The 18,214-nt window shown below is 70.9% G+C and carries 21 protein-coding genes; 11 read left to right on the plus strand and 10 right to left on the minus strand.

The window, feature by feature from the left end:
* Positions 1-14: 14 nt before the first annotated feature.
* The 3 genes from rpsJ to ACWDVG_RS07085 all read right to left on the minus strand — a co-directional run bounded on the left by rpsJ (position 15) and on the right by ACWDVG_RS07085 (position 2,364).
* Positions 15-323, minus strand: coding sequence for a 30S ribosomal protein S10 (gene rpsJ, locus ACWDVG_RS07075; protein WP_003948644.1), 309 nt, complete (start codon positions 321-323; stop codon positions 15-17).
* A 440-nt stretch (positions 324-763) separates the two neighbouring features.
* Positions 764-2,005 (minus strand): RNA polymerase sigma factor, encoded by a 1,242-nt coding sequence (locus ACWDVG_RS07080; protein WP_451696932.1) that lies wholly within the window; start codon positions 2,003-2,005, stop codon positions 764-766.
* Positions 2,002-2,364, minus strand: a complete 363-nt coding sequence (locus ACWDVG_RS07085) for a YciI family protein (protein WP_451696934.1) — start codon at positions 2,362-2,364, stop codon at positions 2,002-2,004. Before ACWDVG_RS07085 ends, ACWDVG_RS07080 begins: the two co-directional genes overlap by 4 nt.
* Positions 2,365-2,551: 187 nt before the next feature.
* Between ACWDVG_RS07085 and ACWDVG_RS07090 the strand changes: the two genes are divergently transcribed.
* Positions 2,552-4,543 carry a PIG-L family deacetylase gene (locus tag ACWDVG_RS07090; RefSeq protein ID WP_451696936.1) on the plus strand — a complete coding sequence of 664 codons (1,992 nt, stop codon included), beginning with the start codon at positions 2,552-2,554 and terminating at the stop codon, positions 4,541-4,543.
* Between the two features lie 106 nt (positions 4,544-4,649).
* On the opposite strand, the gene tuf is transcribed toward ACWDVG_RS07090, so the two are convergent.
* From tuf to ACWDVG_RS07115, 5 genes are all read right to left on the minus strand, one after another.
* A complete protein-coding gene (gene tuf, locus ACWDVG_RS07095; RefSeq protein WP_388687963.1) occupies positions 4,650-5,843 on the minus strand; it encodes an elongation factor Tu in 1,194 nt (397 codons plus the stop codon).
* Positions 5,844-5,992: 149 nt separating this feature from the next.
* Positions 5,993-8,119: an elongation factor G gene (fusA, locus tag ACWDVG_RS07100; RefSeq protein ID WP_451696938.1), complete on the minus strand. Its 2,127-nt coding sequence runs from the start codon at positions 8,117-8,119 to the stop codon at positions 5,993-5,995.
* A gap of 39 nt (positions 8,120-8,158) precedes the next feature.
* Positions 8,159-8,629 (minus strand): 30S ribosomal protein S7, encoded by a 471-nt coding sequence (gene rpsG, locus ACWDVG_RS07105; protein WP_309056232.1) that lies wholly within the window; start codon positions 8,627-8,629, stop codon positions 8,159-8,161.
* Positions 8,630-8,631: 2 nt separating this feature from the next.
* Positions 8,632-9,003: a 30S ribosomal protein S12 gene (rpsL, locus tag ACWDVG_RS07110; protein WP_003948652.1), complete on the minus strand. Its 372-nt coding sequence runs from the start codon at positions 9,001-9,003 to the stop codon at positions 8,632-8,634.
* A 395-nt stretch (positions 9,004-9,398) separates the two neighbouring features.
* Positions 9,399-9,848, minus strand: a complete 450-nt coding sequence (locus ACWDVG_RS07115; RefSeq protein WP_451696940.1) for a helix-turn-helix domain-containing protein — start codon at positions 9,846-9,848, stop codon at positions 9,399-9,401.
* Between the two features lie 155 nt (positions 9,849-10,003).
* Here ACWDVG_RS07115 and ACWDVG_RS07120 point away from each other — a divergent pair, with 155 nt between their 5' ends.
* From ACWDVG_RS07120 to ACWDVG_RS07130, 3 genes are read left to right on the plus strand one after another with little or no spacing between them, the layout of a single operon-like run.
* Entirely contained in the window at positions 10,004-10,474 is a 471-nt protein-coding gene (locus ACWDVG_RS07120; protein ID WP_451696942.1) for a WhiB family transcriptional regulator, read from the plus strand.
* Positions 10,467-11,213, plus strand: a complete 747-nt coding sequence (locus ACWDVG_RS07125; RefSeq protein ID WP_451696944.1) for a hypothetical protein — start codon at positions 10,467-10,469, stop codon at positions 11,211-11,213. The genes ACWDVG_RS07120 and ACWDVG_RS07125 overlap by 8 nt, the downstream gene beginning before the upstream one ends.
* Positions 11,207-11,422: a hypothetical protein gene (locus ACWDVG_RS07130; protein ID WP_451696946.1), complete on the plus strand. Its 216-nt coding sequence runs from the start codon at positions 11,207-11,209 to the stop codon at positions 11,420-11,422. The genes ACWDVG_RS07125 and ACWDVG_RS07130 overlap by 7 nt, the downstream gene beginning before the upstream one ends.
* An 82-nt stretch (positions 11,423-11,504) precedes the next feature.
* Here the strand turns inward: ACWDVG_RS07130 and ACWDVG_RS07135 are convergent, their stop codons facing one another.
* Positions 11,505-12,365 (minus strand): hypothetical protein, encoded by an 861-nt coding sequence (locus ACWDVG_RS07135; RefSeq protein ID WP_451696948.1) that lies wholly within the window; start codon positions 12,363-12,365, stop codon positions 11,505-11,507.
* Between the two features lie 325 nt (positions 12,366-12,690).
* Between ACWDVG_RS07135 and ACWDVG_RS07140 the strand changes: the two genes are divergently transcribed.
* The 4 genes from ACWDVG_RS07140 (at position 12,691) to ACWDVG_RS07155 (ending at position 14,770) form a co-directional block, all read left to right on the plus strand.
* Positions 12,691-13,098 carry a hypothetical protein gene (locus ACWDVG_RS07140; protein ID WP_451696949.1) on the plus strand — a complete coding sequence of 136 codons (408 nt, stop codon included), beginning with the start codon at positions 12,691-12,693 and terminating at the stop codon, positions 13,096-13,098.
* Positions 13,099-13,345: 247 nt separating this feature from the next.
* Positions 13,346-13,951, plus strand: coding sequence for a phage tail tube protein (locus ACWDVG_RS07145; protein ID WP_451696951.1), 606 nt, complete (start codon positions 13,346-13,348; stop codon positions 13,949-13,951).
* A 112-nt stretch (positions 13,952-14,063) separates the two neighbouring features.
* Complete coding sequence (locus ACWDVG_RS07150) at positions 14,064-14,354, plus strand: hypothetical protein (protein WP_451696953.1); 291 nt, start codon at positions 14,064-14,066, stop codon at positions 14,352-14,354.
* A 113-nt stretch (positions 14,355-14,467) separates the two neighbouring features.
* Positions 14,468-14,770: a hypothetical protein gene (locus tag ACWDVG_RS07155; protein ID WP_451696954.1), complete on the plus strand. Its 303-nt coding sequence runs from the start codon at positions 14,468-14,470 to the stop codon at positions 14,768-14,770.
* Between the two features lie 60 nt (positions 14,771-14,830).
* On the opposite strand, the gene ACWDVG_RS07160 is transcribed toward ACWDVG_RS07155, so the two are convergent.
* Positions 14,831-15,670 carry a hypothetical protein gene (locus ACWDVG_RS07160; protein WP_451696956.1) on the minus strand — a complete coding sequence of 280 codons (840 nt, stop codon included), beginning with the start codon at positions 15,668-15,670 and terminating at the stop codon, positions 14,831-14,833.
* 305 nt (positions 15,671-15,975) lie between these two features.
* On the opposite strand from ACWDVG_RS07160, the gene ACWDVG_RS07165 reads away from it, so the two are divergent.
* The 3 genes from ACWDVG_RS07165 to ACWDVG_RS07175 all read left to right on the plus strand — a co-directional run bounded on the left by ACWDVG_RS07165 (position 15,976) and on the right by ACWDVG_RS07175 (position 18,212).
* A complete protein-coding gene (locus tag ACWDVG_RS07165) occupies positions 15,976-16,170 on the plus strand; it encodes a hypothetical protein (RefSeq protein WP_451696958.1) in 195 nt (64 codons plus the stop codon).
* A gap of 110 nt (positions 16,171-16,280) precedes the next feature.
* A complete protein-coding gene (locus ACWDVG_RS07170) occupies positions 16,281-16,952 on the plus strand; it encodes a hypothetical protein (RefSeq protein ID WP_451696959.1) in 672 nt (223 codons plus the stop codon).
* A 57-nt stretch (positions 16,953-17,009) separates the two neighbouring features.
* Positions 17,010-18,212 (plus strand): phage tail protein, encoded by a 1,203-nt coding sequence (locus tag ACWDVG_RS07175; protein WP_451696960.1) that lies wholly within the window; start codon positions 17,010-17,012, stop codon positions 18,210-18,212.
* The last annotated feature ends 2 nt before the right edge of the window (positions 18,213-18,214 follow it).

An 18,214-nucleotide genomic window follows, 5' to 3' on the forward strand; every position in this document is an offset into this window, starting at 1 on the left:
CAGATCACCGGCCTTCAGAGCTTGATCTCGATGTCGACACCGGCCGGGAGGTCGAGTCGCATCAGGGAGTCAACGGTCTTGGGGGTCGGGTCGAGAATGTCGATCAGGCGCTTGTGCGTGCGCATCTCGAAGTGCTCGCGCGAGTCCTTGTACTTGTGCGGCGACTTGATGACGCAGTACACGTTCTTCTCAGTGGGCAGCGGCACCGGGCCCGCGACCGACGCACCAGTGCGGGTCACCGTCTCGACGATCTTCTTCGCCGAGGAGTCGATGACCTCGTGGTCGTAGGCCTTGAGCCGGATGCGGATCTTCTGTCCCGCCATGGCTACTCAGTAGTCCTTTGTCTCGTCAACGCTCTGGAACCCGGGGGATCTGTAGACCCCTCCTCCGACCCACGCGGTCGGGCGTGTCGCACTCCCTCTACGAAGAAATCCCTAGGGATCTCCCAACCAAGGGGGTACGGGCCCTGAAAACCCGCGAAGCCGGGGGCGGAACACCCACCGGGTGCCTGGTCGGCACCCCGCTGACACTTCCCGGAAGATTCCCGTACGTCCGCTCCTGAGAAGGGGCGACGAGTACTGTGGGACTCGCTTCCGGTCCTCCCGGCGGGAGGCGCGCAGCATCGATACTCAACCGAGCAACCCCGACAGTCTGCCATACGGGGCCATGCCGCCGCCAATCGGGATCGAAGACTGTACCCCACGTCACGTACGCCTACACGCGAGGGCGCGCGGCGGCCGCTGCGCGCAGGCAGGCCCGGCCCTCAGGACAGCCGGCGGGCCCGGGACGTCAGGTGGCGGCGTTCCGGGGCGCTCGGGGTGCGGCGGGCCGCTTCGCGGTAGGCGGTGGCCGCCGCCGCGGTGTCGCCGAGGAGTTCCAGCAGGTGGGCGCGGGTCGCGAGCAGACGGTGGTGGTGGGCGAGGCGCCGGTCCTCCGCCAGGGCGTCGAGCAGCGCGAGACCGGCGGCCGGGCCGTGGACCATCGCGACGGCGACCGCGCGGTTGAGCGTGACCATCGGGCCCGGGGCCGCGTGCTCCAGGAGGTCGTACAGGGCGAGGATCTGCGGCCAGTCCGTGGTCTCCGTGGACGCGGCCTCGTCGTGGACGGCCGCGATCGCCGCCTGCAGCTGGTAGGGCCCGACCCGGCCCTTCGGCAGGGTGGCGCTGATCAGCGCGACGCCCTCGGCCACGAGCCGGTGGTCCCAGGCGCTCCGGTCCTGTTCCGCGAGCGGGACGAGGTCGCCGTGCGGGCCCGTCCGGGCGGGGCGGCGGGCGTCGGTGAGGAGCATCAGGGCGAGCAGGCCCGCGGTCTCCTCGTCGTCGGGCACGAGCCGGTGCAGCAGCCGGGCGAGCCGGATCGCCTCCGTGGACAGCGCAGGCGCCGTCAGCGCCTCGCCGCCGCTGGCGGTGTACCCCTCGTTGAAGATCAGGTACAGCACGTGCCGCACCTCGACGAGCCGGGCCGCCCGCTCCTCCCCCCGCGGCGGGGCGAGCTTCCAGCCGCCCTCGCGGATCGTCTGCTTGGCCCGGCTGATCCGCTGCGCCATCGTCGACTCGGGTACGAGGAACGCGGCGGCGATCTGCGCGGTGGTGAGGCCGCCGACGGCCCGCAGGGTGAGCGCGATCCGGCTCGGCGGGGTCAACTCGGGGCGGCAGCACAGGAAGAGCAGGGCGAGCGAGTCGTCCCGGTCGCTCCCGGGGACGTCGTCCGCGGCGCGCGCGAGCAGCTCCGCGTCGGGGGTGGCGAGCGCCACGGCCTCCTCGCGGCGGCGGCGCGCGGCCTCGCTGCGGACGAGGTCGACGTACCTGCGGGTGGCGACCGTGAGGAGCCAGGCGCGCGGGGAGTCGGGGATCCCGTCCTCGGGCCACTGCCGGGCGGCGGAGATCAGGGTCTCCTGGAGGGCGTCCTCGCAGAGGTCGAAGCTGCCGTGGCGGCGGACGAGCACCCCGAGGACCTGCGGCGCGTGCGCGCGCAGCAGGTCCTCGATCTCGCCGGTCCCGGTCACACGTCCGCCGCGGACTCGTGCAGGACCGGCCAGAGCTCGACCGGGTCGACGTCGGCGAAGGGCATGTCGGCGGCGATCTGCTGGGCGCGCTCCGGGCTGTCGCAGTCGAGCAGGTAGAAGCTGGCGAGGTACTCCTTGGTCTCCAGGTAGGGGCCGTCCGTGACGGCGGGCGCCCCGCCCTCGCGCCGTACCAGCTGGGCGGCGGCCGCGTCGGCGAGGCCGTAGGCGCCGATCAGCTCGCCGCTCTCCCGGTACTTCCGGTTGAAGGCCTCCTGCCGGGCTATCGCCTCGGGCCAGGCCTCGGCCGGGAAGGAGTCCCACTTGGCCTGGTTGCCGTAGATCATCGCGACGTACTTCATCTCGGGTGTCCTCCCCGTTCCGCCCGCCCCTGTGGCGCGCTTTCACCCTGGGGTCGGATCAAGGATCGCGTCCTCGACATCGCGGCGCCGGATTTCCAAGATTTTTTCACGGGGGTCGGCGACTCCCGCACAACCCCTGCGCCCCGCGATCCGTCTTGCTCAGGACCGATCAGTGAAGGGCAAACCCGTGCACATTCCTCCCCGTCGGCGGACGGTTCTGGCCACCGCCCTCGCGGCCACGGCCGCGGCCGCGGCGAGCGCCACCGGGTGCTCCGTGCCCGCGCCGCGCAGGACCGCGCCGACCGCCGACCCGGCGCCGGGGAAGCCGATCGCCGCCGACCGCCCGCGCCGCGCGCTCCTGATGCAGGTCGCGGCGCATCCGGACGACGACCTGTACTTCATGAACCCGGACTCGCAGCGGCTCCTGGACGCGGGCGTGCCGCTGGTCTCGGTGTACGTGACGGCCGGCGAGCACACGGGCCGGAACCGGGTCGCCGGGATGCCCGAGGCCCCGCCGGACCGGGCCGCCTACTCCTCGGCCCGCCACCAGGGGCTGCGCCAGTCGTACGCGGAGGCCCTCGGTCTCCCCCGGTTCACGCCGTGGCGGCGCGAGGTGCTCGACCTCGCGGGCGGCCGCCGGGCGGAGGTGGACACGCTGGCGCACGGCGCCCGCCGGGTCGAGCTGGTCTTCCTGAACCTGCCGATGCACACCACCCGCCGCTTCATGGCGCTGCCCGCGCTCTGGGAGGACCGCGCGCTGGAGCTGCGCACGCACCTGTCGGCCGGTTCGCCGGTGACCCGGGCCGGGACGTACGACTACGACGGTCTGGTCGGCGCGCTCGTGGAGCTGCTGCGGCGCCACCGGCCGACGGTGGTGCACACCCTGGACCCCGATCCGGACGTGCAGCTGAGCGACGAGGCGACCCGGAGGCGGGACAGCGAGCAGCCGGGGTACGCGGACCACGGGGACCACACGGCGGTGGCCTGCTTCACCTGGGCGGCGCTGTCCCGCTGGGTGGCGGACGCCGTACGCGACGGGGAGCCGATACCCGCGTTCGCGGCGACCGCCTTCCGCGGCTACTACAACCGGCACTGGCCGAAGAACCTGCCGCCGCGGGTCCTCGCGGAGAAGGCGGCCCGGCTCGTCGCGTACGGCGGGGACCCGTCGTGGCGGTGCGGGAACCCCTCGGGCTGCGGGGACTACGGGGTGGGCGGCGACCGGCCGCTGACGAACCGGAAGGGCTGGGTGCGCTCGACGCACCACCGCTGGCCGTCGGCCGGTCCCGCGCTCGCGGCGGAACCGGACGGCCGGCTCGCGGCGTACGGGGTGCTCGGGCTGCGGGCGGTCCGCTGGCGCGAGGGAGCGCCGGGCGTCTGGGGCGGGCCGGAGGACCTGGGTGGCGGCCCTCTTGCGCCCGCGCTCGGTTCGGCGGTCCTGGCGGACGGCCGGGTCCTGTTGTTCGGGGTGCGGTTCGCGGCCCTGGAGGGGCACGGCGGGCCGAACCGCCGGGAGCTGGTGGTCCTGGAGCAGCGCTCCCCCGGAGGAACGTTCCTGCCGTGGCGCGGGCTCGGGAACCCGGAGCGCGGGGACGACCGGGGCCAGCGGCTCGGCGCCCCGGTGGCGGTCGCGGCCCCGGACGGCCGGGTCCACCTCTTCGTGCGGAACGCCGACAAGGGCGTCTCGACCCGGGTGCGGGCGGCGGACGGGTCCTGGGGGCGGTGGCGGGCGCTGCCCGGCGACGCCGAGGTGCAGGACGGGGCGGCGGTGTCGCTGGACGCGGCGGGCCGGGTGCACCTGTACGCGGCGGGGCGGGAGTCCGTGTGCCACTGGGTCGACGGCGAGGCGCAGACGGGGGCGCTGCCGCTGTCCGGGGCGACGGTGGCGAGCGCGGCCGGCGAGCTGTACCACCGGGCCCCGGCGGCGGCCGCGCTCCTCGGGCCGTCGGGGGACGCGGGGCTCGACGGGTACGGGCCGGTGGCCGCGGCCCGGTCGGCGGCCCTCGGGACGGTGCTGCTCGGCACGGACGAGTCGGGGCGGGTGGCGCTCAGGGCCGGCGGCCGGCTCCGTACCCATCGGCGGGCGGCGGTGTCGACGGCGCTGCACCTGGCCCCGGACGGGCGCGGGGTGACGGTGGTGGGCCTCGGTCCGGACGGCCGGCCGTGGAGCTGGCGCCCGTAGGACCGGTCCGGGAACGCCCGGGAACGCGAGAAGGCCCCGCACCTTTCGGTGCGGGGCCTTCCCTCACTGCTCAGCGGCTCCTGCGAGCCACCAGGTCAGTTCAAGATCAGGCGTTGATCTTGACGACCTGGCCGGCACCGACGGTCCGGCCACCCTCACGGATGGCGAACTTGAGGCCCTCCTCCATGGCGACGGGCTGGATCAGCTCGACGGACATGGAGGTGTTGTCGCCCGGCATGACCATCTCGGTGCCCTCGGGGAGGGTCACGACGCCGGTCACGTCCGTGGTACGGAAGTAGAACTGCGGGCGGTAGTTGTTGAAGAACGGGGTGTGACGGCCACCCTCGTCCTTCGACAGGATGTAGGCCTGGGCCTCGAAGCTGGTGTGCGGCGTAACCGAACCCGGCTTGATGATGACCTGGCCGCGCTCGACGTCCTCGCGCTTGATGCCACGGAGGAGCAGACCGACGTTCTCACCGGCCTGGCCCTCGTCGAGCAGCTTGCGGAACATCTCGATGCCGGTGACCGTGGTGGTGGTCTTCTCGGTCTTGATGCCGATGATGTCGACGGTCTCGTTGACCTTGAGGACACCACGCTCGATACGACCGGTGACGACGGTGCCACGACCGGTGATCGTGAAGACGTCCTCGATCGGCATCAGGAACGGCTTGTCGACGTCACGCTCGGGCTGCGGGATGGACTCGTCGACGGCCTTCATCAGACCGAGGAGCTTGTCCGCCCACTCCTTGTCGCCCTCGAGGGCCTTGAGCGCCGAGACGCGGACGACCGGCAGGTCGTCGCCCGGGAACTCGTACTCGGAGAGGAGCTCACGGACCTCGAGCTCGACGAGCTCCAGGATCTCCTCGTCGTCCACCATGTCGGCCTTGTTCAGGGCGACGACGATGTACGGAACGCCGACCTGGCGGGCCAGGAGCACGTGCTCCTTGGTCTGCGGCATCGGGCCGTCGGTGGCGGCGACCACGAGGATGGCGCCGTCCATCTGCGCCGCACCCGTGATCATGTTCTTGATGTAGTCCGCGTGACCGGGGCAGTCAACGTGGGCGTAGTGACGGGACTCCGTCTGGTACTCGACGTGCGCGATGGAGATCGTGATACCGCGCTGGCGCTCCTCAGGAGCCTTGTCGATCTGGTCGAAGGCCGAGGCCTCGTTCAGGTCCGGGTACGCGTCGTGCAGCACCTTGGTAATGGCGGCCGTGAGGGTCGTCTTACCGTGGTCGATGTGACCGATGGTGCCGATGTTGACGTGCGGCTTAGTCCGCTCGAACTTCGCCTTCGCCACTGGGGTCCTCCTGTGGAGTGGTTCTGTACGCCTTACTCATCGGCGCCAGGTGATCTTTGCTGGGATACCGTCCGCCGGGGGCTCTCGCTTCGGGTTCGAAGATCGAGCCCCGGCGTACGGGTCAAGCCTAAAGCGTGAACTCGGGAGAGTTACTCGCCCTTGGCCTTCGCGATGATCTCCTCGGCGACGTTCCGGGGAACCTCGGCGTAGGAGTCGAACTGCATCGAGTAGCTTGCGCGACCCGAGGTCTTGCTGCGGAGGTCTCCGACGTAGCCGAACATCTCCGAGAGGGGCACGAGGCCCTTCACGACGCGAGCGCCGCTGCGCTCCTCCATGGCCTGGATCTGGCCACGGCGGGAGTTGATGTCACCGATGACCTCGCCCATGTAGTCCTCGGGCGTGACGACCTCGACGGCCATCATCGGCTCAAGGATGACGGGAGAAGCCTTGCGCGCGGCCTCCTTGAAGGCCTGCGAGCCGGCGATCTTGAAGGCGAGCTCGGAGGAGTCGACCTCGTGGTACGCACCGTCGTGCAGGATCACACGCACACCGGTCATCTCGTAACCGGCGAGGATGCCGAACTGCATGGCCTCCTGCGCACCCGCGTCCACCGAGGGGATGTACTCCTTGGGGATGCGGCCACCGGTGACCTTGTTCACGAACTCGTACGAGGCGTCGCCACCCTCGATCGGCTCGATGCCGATCTGGACCTTGGCGAACTGACCCGTACCACCGGTCTGCTTCTTGTGCGTGAAGTCGACGCGCTCGACGGCCTTGCGGATCGTCTCGCGGTACGCGACCTGCGGCTTGCCGACGTTCGCCTCGACCTTGAACTCGCGGCGCATGCGGTCGACGAGGACGTCGAGGTGAAGCTCGCCCATACCACCGATGATGGTCTGGCCGGTCTCCTCGTCCGAGTGAACCTGGAAGGAGGGGTCCTCCTCCGCGAGACGCTGGATGGCGACACCCAGCTTCTCCTGGTCACCCTTGGACTTGGGCTCGATCGCGACCTGGATGACCGGCGCCGGGAAGTCCATGGACTCCAGGATGACCGGGGCCTTCTCGTCGCACAGCGTCTCACCGGTGGTGGTCTGCTTCAGGCCCATGACGGCGACGATGTCGCCGGCGCCCACCGAGTCGATCTCCTCACGCTTGTTCGCGTGCATGCGGTAGATCTTGCCGATGCGCTCCTTCTTGCCCTTGACGGAGTTCAGCACCGCGGTGCCGGCGTCCAGGCGACCCGAGTAGACCCGGATGAAGGTGAGCTTGCCGAGGTGCGGGTCGCTCGCGATCTTGAACGCGAGGGCGGCCAGCGGCTCCTCGTCGGACGGCTTGCGGCGGACGACCTCCTCCGGGTCCTTCACGTCGTGGCCCTCGATGGCCTCGACGTCCAGGGGGGAGGGGAGGTAGCGCACGACCGCGTCGAGCAGGGGCTGGACGCCCTTGTTCTTGAACGCGGTGCCACAGAACACCGGGGTGACCGTGGTCTCGCCGCCCTTGCCGGAGGCGATGGTGATGCGACGGATCGCGGCGTAGAGCTGCTCCTCGGTGGGCTCCTGGCCCTCGAGGAAGAGCTCCATGACCTCTTCGTCGTTCTCGGCGACGGCCTCGACGAGCTTGCCGCGCCACTCCTCGGCGAGCTCGGTGTGCGTGGCCGGGATGTCGACGACGTCGTACATCTCGCCCTTGGTGGCCTCGGCGGACCAGACAAGAGCCTTCATGCGGACGAGGTCGACGACGCCCTGGAAGTCGGCCTCGGCACCGATCGGGAGCTGCATGACGATCGGGGTCGCGCCGAGGCGGTCCACGATCATGTCGACGCAGCGGAAGAACTCGGCACCGGTCCGGTCGAGCTTGTTGACGAAGCAGATGCGCGGAACGCCGTAACGGTCCGCCTGACGCCACACGGTCTCGGACTGGGGCTCGACACCGGCCACGCCGTCGAACACGGTCACGGCACCGTCGAGCACGCGCAGCGAACGCTCCACCTCGACGGTGAAGTCGACGTGACCCGGGGTGTCGATGATGTTGATCGTGTGGTCGACGTTCTCGAGCGGCCAGTGGCAGGTGGTGGCAGCGGACGTGATCGTGATGCCACGCTCCTGCTCCTGCTCCATCCAGTCCATCGTGGCGGCGCCGTCGTGGACCTCACCGATCTTGTACGAGACACCGGTGTAGAACAGGATCCGCTCGGTGGTGGTCGTCTTGCCCGCGTCGATGTGGGCCATGATGCCGATGTTGCGCACCTTGGCCAGGTCAAGCGAAGTGGTAGCCATAAGGCTTCAGTCTTCTCTCGGTCTCGATGTGGGTTGCGACTACCAGCGGTAGTGCGCGAAGGCCTTGTTGGACTCGGCCATCTTGTGCGTGTCCTCACGCTTCTTGACCGAGGCGCCGAGGCCGTTCGAGGCGTCCAGCAGCTCGTTCATGAGGCGCTCGGTCATGGTCTTCTCGCGGCGGGCGCGGGAGTATCCGACGAGCCAGCGCAGCGCGAGCGTGGAGGCGCGACCGGGCTTGACCTCGATCGGCACCTGGTAGGTGGCGCCACCGACACGGCGGGACTTGACCTCGAGAGCCGGCTTGACGTTCTCAAGAGCGCGCTTCAGCGTGATGACCGGGTCCTGGCCGGTCTTCTCGCGGAGGCCCTCCATGGCGCCGTAGACGATGCGCTCGGCGGTGGAACGCTTGCCGTCCAGCAGGATCTTGTTGATCAGCGAGGTGACAAGAGGAGAGCTGTAGACCGGGTCGATGATGACCGGGCGCTTCGGGGCGGGGCCCTTACGAGGCATTCTTACTTCTCCTTCTTGGCGCCGTAGCGGCTGCGGGCCTGCTTGCGGTTCTTGACGCCCTGGGTGTCAAGGGAGCCGCGGATGATCTTGTAGCGAACACCCGGCAGGTCCTTCACACGGCCACCACGCACGAGCACGATGGAGTGCTCCTGCAGGTTGTGTCCCTCACCCGGGATGTAGGCCGTGACCTCGATGCCCGAGGTCAGACGCACACGCGCGACCTTACGGAGGGCCGAGTTCGGCTTCTTCGGGGTGGTCGTGAACACACGCGTGCAGACGCCGCGGCGCTGAGGGGAACCCTCGAGTGCGGGCGTCTTGTTCTTCTCGACCTTGTCCTGCCGGCCCTTCCGGACCAGCTGCTGGATCGTAGGCACTACTTCTCCGGTTTCTGTGTGCCGTAAGTAAAACTAACCTGGAACATTCGCCGACCCACGCGGTCGGGTGTGTCGGATCGCGCGGACCTCCGCCCGGAGGCGGAAAAGGCGCGGATCACGGTGGCCGATCTCGGACTCGCCATGCGGTTGAGGACACGCACACGAGCCCAGGCACACCCCAGGCACAAGGCATGAGCGTACCTATCGCATGGACTCCGGTCAAAACAAATGCCCACGCACGGAACCGCCCGCGGCGCCACTCGGCGCCTCGGGCGGTTCCGGTCGGCGACGGGGGCGGATCCGGTGGCGACGGGGACCGGGCACCGGAGAGCCCCGAAGGTCCGGAGGAGGCGGCACCGGACGCCGGGAGCCCGGCAAGATCCGGAAGGGACGGCCTAGTCCTGGGCGGCGCGGCGGGGTTCGCCCGCGGGGCGGGGTTCGCCGCTGTCGGGTTCGGGTTCCAGGAACTGGTGGACGACCTTGACGAAGACGTCCATCCGCTCGTCGGGGACGCCGAGCCAGCGCGCGAAGTCCTCCATGGTCGGCTGCCAGTCGCCCGGCGGCAGCAGGTCCGCGGCGAGCGGCAGCTCCTCCGGGCTCACCCGGCCGGACCGGATGAGCATGTCGCGGACGGAGACCCCGAGGAGCGGGGCCATCCTGCGCATGGTCTCCAGGTCGGGCATGCTCTGGCGCTGGAGCAGCCGGGTCACGGCCGCGCGGTGGACGCCTGCCTCGTCCGCGATCCGGGACTTCCCGCCGCCGCGGGGGCTGTCGATGTCGTAGCCGCGGGCCCGCATCAGACCCTCGACCCAGCCCGCGAACTCGTCGAGCCCTTGAGTGCTCATGTGTACCGCTCTCCCTCGTGCTCCCCACCCTTCGGGCCCCTCACTTTAGCGTGCTTGCGCGCACGGAATTACGTGCTTTCGGGCACGCAATCGTGTCGAATCGGTGAAGAGGGCAATCCCAAGGTAGTTGCGAGCTCGCACGCAACTTGTCTATCTTGCTGAGCGCCGCACTCGTCGGCCTCACCAGCCCCAAGGGCCCCACGGACCCCGGGGCCGTCGGGGCCCGGATCGTGGAGACCCCCTTGCACCAGCCCGACACCACCCCATGGCAGGCCGCCGCCGCGTGCGCCGGCCTCTCCCCGTCCGTCGTCTTCTCCCGGCGCGGCAAGGAGGCGGCCCCGGCCCTGCGCGCCTGCGCCGTCTGCCCCGTCAGCCGTGAGTGCGAGGCCGCGGTCGCCCCCGCCGAGAGCTGGTTCGACGGCGTCTGCGCCGGCCGCCTGTGGCGCAACGGACGCCCCGTGAAGCCGCGCCGCTCCCGCCGGGACGCCACCGCGGGGACGACCACCCCCACCCCTGCCCCCGCCCCCGCCCTCACCCCTGCCCCCGCCCTCACCCCCGCGCCCGCGCCCGCGCCCGCGCTCGCGCTCGCGCTCGCCGGTTCCGTCAACGGGAGCACCCGTGGCTGAGCGGTCCCCCGGGGCGGCCGACGCCGACGAGCGGGTCCTCCGCGACGTCGTGCTCTGGGCCGCCTCCCTCGTACGCCAGTTCCCCGAGCTCGCCGAGGAGCTCGCGCCCGGGCGCAGGGCCCCCGGCGGCAGTGCGCCGCGCGCGCCGCACGCCGGGCGGGACGAACTGATCCGCGCCGAGCGGCGCGAGGCGCTGCTCCTCGAACAGCGGCACGGCCTGGCCGTCCCCGGCCACGGCGCCGCCCCGATCCGGCTGCACGTCTCCGACGCGATCCGCGACATCACCGACGGCGTGGTGGAGCTGGAGGAGGCGGTCTGCGCCCGGCTCGCCCTGCCGCGCCCGCGCCGGGCCGACGTCGTGGAGCGGCTGCGCCGGGTCGTGGGCCTGCTCGACGAGATCGCCCGCCACCCCGTGCTCGCCCGGCACGTCCGGGACGAGGTGCGCCGCATGGCCCGCCGCTGCGCCCGCACCCTGGGCGAGGCCGAGACGGTGGTCCGCGTGTCGGGCCGCTGCCCCTGGTGCGACTCGGTGTCGCTGCGTGCCTTCCCCGACCGGCGCGCGGTGCTCTGCGTGAACCCGGCCTGCGTGTGCACGGACCCGGCCTGCGGATGCCAGGACGACCCCGCCTACCGGCACCTGTGGCCGGAGGCGGCGTGGGCGGAGCTCGCGGACGCCTCCGGGGCGCGCCCGGAGGAGATCGAGACGGCGATGGACGACCCGAAGGAGACCTCATGCTGAGCGCGACCGCGCTGTCCCTGCCCCTGCCGGCCCTGATCCCGGGCCCGCTGGCCGCCATGGAGGCGGGGGTCGCCCCGGCGACCATCCGCAAGTGGGTCCAGCTCGGCCACCTGCGCGCGGCGGGCAAGGCGGGCCGGGCCCAGCTGTTCCGCCTGGAGGACGTCTTCGCGGCCGAGCGCGCGACGCGGCGGAAGCCCCGTACCTCCTGATCGACACGCCACGCCGCAGCGCCCCCGTCTCCCACCGAGGCGGGGGCGCTTCGTCGTACCCGGGTACGGGGGCGGGGGCGGGTCAGGCGGCCCGGGGCTCCGCGAGGAAGGCGTCGAGCGAGTCGGCCAGGGCCTCGACGAAACGGTCCCGCACGTCCTGCGGGACCCGGTCGAGCGAGAGGTACGGGTTGAGGTCCTCCAGCTCGACGAGGAGCAGCCCGCCGTCGGGGGCGCGGCAGGCGTCGACGCGCTGGATCCCGTGGTCGAGGGTGTTCCAGGCGATGAAGCGGCGCGCGAAGTCGAGGTCGGCGGCGGTGGGCTCGTACGGCTCCAGGACCCAGCGCCGCTCGGGGTCGGGGGCGTGGAGGGCGTACTGGAAGCGGTCGTCGACGAAGTAGAAGGAGACCTCGTAGCGGAAGTCGATCCGGGGCTGGACGAGGAGGCCGGTGCCGCCCTCGGTGTAGTCGAGTCCGGCGAGCTCCTCGTACGGGAGGAAGCGCAGACCTATGGAGTCGGCGCCGGCCTTGGGCTTGACGGCGTACCGGGCCGCTTCGGGGAGCCGGTCGAGGTCGGCGGGGCGGTCGACGGTGGGGATGACGGGGAGTCCGGCGGCGGTGAGGTCGAGCAGGTACTGCTTGCCGGCCATGTCGCCGCGGCCGTGCAGCGGGTTGTAGACGCGGGTGCCGAGCGCGGTGGCCCGGGCGCGGAAGGCGTCGTACGCCTCCTGGTAGTGGAGGACGGGGCCGCTGTTGCGGACGACGACGGCGTCGAACGGCTCCATGAGGGCGGCGGCGTCGCGCGGGTGGCAGAGGGCGATGTCGAAGCGCTCGCGCAGCCGGGCGGTGAGGGCGATGTCCTCGTCGCAGTAGCGGCGGCCCCGGGCCGGATAGGCGAGGTCGGTGACGTAGAGGAGACGGGGTCGGGCGGCGGGGGCGGCGGGCACGGGCGGCTCCTCCTCGGGTTCGGGACGCTCAACCTATCGGTCCCGGGCCCGGCCACGGAAGGGAGTTCCGGCGCCGTTCCCGCAGGTCAGGACGGGTTCTGACCGGTCGTCCCGGAGAGTTTCGGAAATCGATCACCGAACTAGTTGCGTGCGCGCACGCTCGTCTGTCACAGTTGGTGCAGCGGCGGAGCTGTGCCCGCGAGACGGGCCGCGGCTCCGCCGTTCGCCGTCCGGGCGCGCTCCGCGCCCCCGCCCCCTCCCCCGCGTCGAGCGCCCCGGGCGGCCCCCCGTTCCACCCGCCCCCGTCTCCCTGAGGAGCACCGTCATGACCACTCCCCCGAGTGCGTTCCCGGACGTCGAGAAGCTGGTCGTCGACGTCCTCAAGGCCGACCCGGCGCTGGCCGGCGTCACGATCGCCGTCCAGGCCCCCGCCGGCTTCGACGGCACGCAGCACGCCGTCCTGGTCAACCGCCGCGGCGGCGCCTGGATCGGCGATCTGCACCTGGACAAGCCGCTGATCGAGTTCGAGGTGTACGGGCCGACCAAGACCGCGGCCCACGTCACCGCCAACGCGGCCCGCCGCGCGCTGCTGGCCACGATCGGCACGCAGCTGGGCGCGAACTTCGTCAGCGACGTCGTGGAGCAGGACGGGCCCCGCTGGATGCCCGACTATCTCTACCGCGGCGCCCACCGCTACCTCGCCGTCGTCCAGCTCTCGCTGAACGTCTTCTAGAACGGCGTCGCTCGGAACGACGTTCGGAACGTCGTTCGGAGCGTCGTTCGGAGCGTCGTTCGGAGCGTCGTTCGGAACAGCGCGCGGAACGTCGCTCGGAACGTCTTCCAGAACGTCTCCAGACGCGCAGCGCCCCACAGACCAGGCCTCGCCGGACCGTCCGGCGGGGCCTTTGCCGTACCCGGGACCGGAACCCCTCCGGGCCGGGGGCGGCGCCCCCACCCCTCTCATCAAGGAGAACCCCACCATGGCAGGAAACAACTCGGCCGAGATCCGCGTCGCAGGCGTCGGCAAGCTCTACGTGGCCAACGCCGGCACGGCCCTCCCGGCCTTCGGCTCCGGCGAGTCCGCCGCCGACTGGTCGGGGTGGACCGACCTCGGCTTCACCACCGGCGACGGCGTCACCTTCTCCAAGAAGGACAAGCTGGAGGCCATCGACTCGTGGCAGTCGGTCTCCCCGATCCACTACATCTACTCGGCCCGTGACCTCTCGCTGAAGTTCTCCATGCTCCAGTTCAACGAGAGCACGCTCCCGTTCTTCATGGGCGGCGGCAAGGTCGAGTCGGAGGCCGCCCCGGCGGTCGACACCTACAAGTACGACATCGCCGAGCGTCCGTACGCGGACGTGCGCGCCCTCGGCCTGGAGTTCACCGACGTCAAGGCCGGTGGCACCACCGCGGTCACCTACCGCTTCATCATCCCGCGCGGCCAGGTCACGGCCTCCGACGACATCAAGCTGGCCCGCAAGGCGGCGTCCACCCTGGGCATCACCTTCACGGCCATGTCGAACGGCAACGGCAAGCCCCTGGCGACCTTCCTCATGAAGGACAGCCAGTACGGCACCGCGGTCTGATCCGACCCGCACGGGATCCCCACCGGGGCGGGACGGCGCACCGCCGTCCCGCCCCACCCCCTCTCCTCATCACCCACGCGCACGCACCACGCGAACAAGGAGTACGCACACCATGGCCCGTTTCGACGTCAACGCCGCTCGCGCCCAGCGACTGGAGGCCCACGGCCGCACCTGGTCCTTCGAGCTGGACGGCGAGTCCTACACGCTCCCGACCGAGCTGTCCCGCACGACCGCCAAGGCCCTGCGGCGGCTCGACGACAACGACGTGGACGGCCTGCTCGAACTCCTGATGGGCGAGGAGCAGTACGCCCGCTTCGAGGAGCACGACATCACGATGCAGGACGTCGCCGCGATCCTCGAGGCCTACGGCAAGGAGACCGGGCTCGGCCTGGGGGAAGACTGAGCCTCGTCGAGTTCGTCGACGAACACGCCGAGGCCCTTGAGGCGGACCTGCTCCGCTACTACAGCGTCGACCTCCTGGACTGGCACCGCGGGGAGCTGTCCAGTCGGCGGCTGATGGTGCTGGTCAAGAACCTTCCGCACGACGGTGCCGTGCAGCGCGCGCTGCACGGGGAGGCGGCGGAGTGGTCGGTCTCCGACCATCTGCTCGCCGCCGCGGTCGACCACCTGGCCGTCGCCAACTGGATGTTCCAGTGCGTCAACACCGGCGAGGACGACGACCAGCCGGAGTTTCCGAAGCCGGTGCCGCGTCCCGGCACCAAGGGCGAGGACGCCGAGGAGCCGGCCGAGGGCGCCGCGGCGGAGGAAGGCGCCGGCGGGGCGGTCTCGCCCGCCGCGCTCGCCCGCTTCTTCGGCTGACGTCCGAGGTCGACGCGGCTTCGGCCGGTGCCCCCGTGGCCCCCGGAGCCCGTTCCCGTATCAGGGAGCGGGCTCCGGGGGCGCTTCCCGTGCTCGCTCGGCGGCCAGATCCTCCTCCAGGGCCCTGGCCCGCTCGGAGAGGCGGCGCCCCCGTGCGCCCGCGCGCGCGTCCTGCGCGGGGAGGTGGTCGAGCGGCGGCACGATGGGCCGCCCGCCCTTGCCGCGGACGACCTTGCGGACGGGCCGGGCGGTGCGCCGGGTACGGCTCTGCTCCGCCTCGGCCTCGGCGTCGGTGGTGGGTTCGGCGGCGGTGTCCGGCCGCCGCTCCGGTCCCGGTTCCGGTTCCGCTTTCGCCTTCAGCTTCGCCTTCGCTTCCGGCGGTCGTACGGGCTCGGGCGCGGGCTCCGGCAGGGGCTTCGACTCGGGCTCCGCCTCCGCATCCGGCGCGTACCTGTGCTCGGAGCGCTGCTCGAACAGCTCGCGCTCCCGGCGCACCCGCTCCTCGGCCCGCACGACCGCGGCCGGCGGTTCGAGCAGCCGGGCGAAGGGCAGCGGGATCACCCGGGCCCCGGCCCCGTCCTGGGCGTCGGTACGCCGCTGCGGGCGGCGGATGCCCCGCGCGTCGCCCTGCCCCTGGGCGTACGCGTCGGCCACGCGCTTCTCGTACTCCCGCCGTATGCGCGGGAGTTCGTCGGAGACGGCCTCGGCCCACCCGGCGGTGAACGCGGCGGTCTCGCGGCGGTCGACCTCGGCGCGGGGGATCACGACGATGTCCTCGGGGGCGTGGCCGGCGACGTGGACCAGCTCGGCGAGCCGTGCGAAGAGATGGGGCAGGTCCGGATGGGACTCGAGCCAGTCGACGACCCGCTCCTGCCGGTTACCGCCCGGCTCCGTGTCCATGCGTCTGCACTGCCTTCCAAGCCCCCCAGGGTTCCCCCGCGCGCCCCTCGCGCCCCGCCGCTCCCCGACTGTGTCAGGCCTGGGGAGCGCATCCTCCAGAGTACCCGGTCGAACACCAGCGCCCCTCAGGGGCCAACCCCCACGGGGAGTTGACGACAAGACACGCCGTCAGAGGTATCCGGCTCGACAAACCTCGAACAGGTGTTCCACAATCTGTTCGCACACAAGTTCGAAACGTGGTGCCCCCGCCTCACCCTGCGGCGCCGCCACGCACGCACGGGCAAGCAACCGGAAGGCAGGCGTCCATGACCCAGCAGGCCGAGGCATCGCGACCGCATGTCCCACTTCACGACCGCCTCGCCCAGCTCCTGAACGGACCCGCCGCGCTCGACAAGAGAGCGTTGCTCGGCACGCTGTACGCCGAGGTCAACCAGCGCGAGGCGGCCGCGTACGCAGCCGGCTGGAACGACGCCCTCGCCTCGGTGCGCCGCGGGTCGTAACCGCCCGCCCCCACGCGCCTCGCACGACCAGGCCCCTGCCGCTCCGGCAGGGGCCTGACTCGTCCACGGCGCCCAACGGAAGGCGAAGCCCTTTCGAGAAGGGAGAAACCGTGAGCGACCAGACTCCCGAGCAGATGATCGCCACCCTCCGCACGGACATGACCAAGGCGGACAACGAGCTCCTCGGCAAGATCAAGGAGAGGCTGGACCCCAAGTCCTTCAGCTTCCTCCTTGAGGAGAAGGACCAGCAGGGGAAGATCCCGAAGACCTTCAAGAACTACGACGAGGGCCTCAAGGCGTACGTCAAGAAGGAAATCGAAGCAGCCGGGGAGATGACCTGGAAGCCGCAGATCGAGTGGTACAAGACCCCGGAGTTCATGGGACTCGTCACCGGTCTGACCTTCCTCAAGCTGGACCTCGCCATTTTCGACGTCACCGAACGCGTCAAGCGGCTGGCCCTGAGGGCCGCCTCAGGAGTGCGGAACTGGGTCGCCAACCGCTGGCGCCCCAGCTGGCGCGGCGAGTGGCGCACTGCGGCACACAAGGGCGAACTCCAGTTCCAGCAGCTCGAAACCACCGTCGGACGGCTGCGTCCGCTCGTCATGGACTCGCGCAAGAAGTTGCGTCTCCTCGACAAGCGCGTCGAGAAGCTCGAGCTCCGGGACCGGAACGTCCGTCAGGCCGTGCAGAACGTACCGAACGACTCCTCCGTCACCGGCACCACCAACCGGATCACCAGGCTCCGCGCCGAGGTGGACCTGCTGAGAGCCGCGCTGGGGTGACCGCCCCCTCCTTCCTCCCCCCCTCACCCGAATCCCCGTTAGCAGAGGTGGACGTGCATGTCACTCGTCCGTTCCCTGAACAATTCCTCCGGCTCCCTCCGCCAGTTCAAATCCGCTTCGGACACCGCCGAGCGCGCCGCGCAGACCCTCGGTCAGCGCGCCTCGTCGGCCGGTAAGAACCTCGGCGGCATCAAGGGCGCGGCCCAGGGGTCCGCCAAAGAACTCAAGAACCTCAAGACGGCTTCGGACCAGGCAGAGCGGTCCATGGCGAAGGCCGGCCAGACCGGGCAGTCCGCCGGTGGCAAGCTCGGCAGGTACGAATCCGGCGCCGGCAAGGCCGCCAAGGGCCAGGACAAGCTCAACAAGTCCATGAAGGGCAACTTCCTGGCCCGCCTGATCGAGCTCTTCATGCCGCTCATCGAGAAGGTCGTCGAGATGGCGACGCGCTCGAAGACCATGCAGACGATCCTGAAGAAGGCCTTCAGCGCCATCAAGACGGTGATCAGCTCGGTCATGAAGGCCGTCGGCCCGATCATGAAGAAGGCCGGCCAGCTGATCAAGACGGTGTGGAACGGCATCAAGAAGGCCATCTCCACCGTCGTCAAGGCGGTCGCCACCGTCATCAAGACCTACGTGAAGATCTGGAAGACGGTCATCACCACGGTCATGAACGCGATCAAGACGGTGATCCGTACCGTCTGGAACGGCATCAAGGCCGTCATCACCCCGGTGGTGAACTGGATCAAGACCGCGATCCCGAACGCCTTCCGGGCCGTCAAGGACAAGATGTCCTCCATCTGGAACGGCCTCAAGGACATCGCGTCCCGGGCCTTCGAGGGCATCAAGAGCGGTGTGTCGGGCCCGATCAACGCCGTCATCGGCCTGATCAACCGGATGATCCGTGCCGTCAACGGCGTCAAGGTCAGCGTCCCCGGCTGGGTGCCGCTCGTCGGCGGCAAGACCTTCGGCGTGAACATCCCGACCATTCCGATGCTCGCCACCGGTGGTGTCGTCATGCCGCGCTCCGGCGGTGTCCCGGCGATCCTCGCCGAGGCCGGCGAGGCCGAGGCCGTCCTGCCGCTGTCCAAGCTGGACCGGCTGCTCGCCCTCACCGCCCGCCGCGCCCGCATGTCGGCGCAGGTGCCGGGCCGCAAGGGCGCCGGCGCCGGGCTGCACATCGAGCACTACCACGCGGCCCGGGGCAGTGACCCGCAGTCCACGGCGGACGCGCTGATGTACCTGGCGAAGGCACGCGGATGAGC

The organism is Streptomyces sp. NPDC003327 (assembly GCF_053589515.1).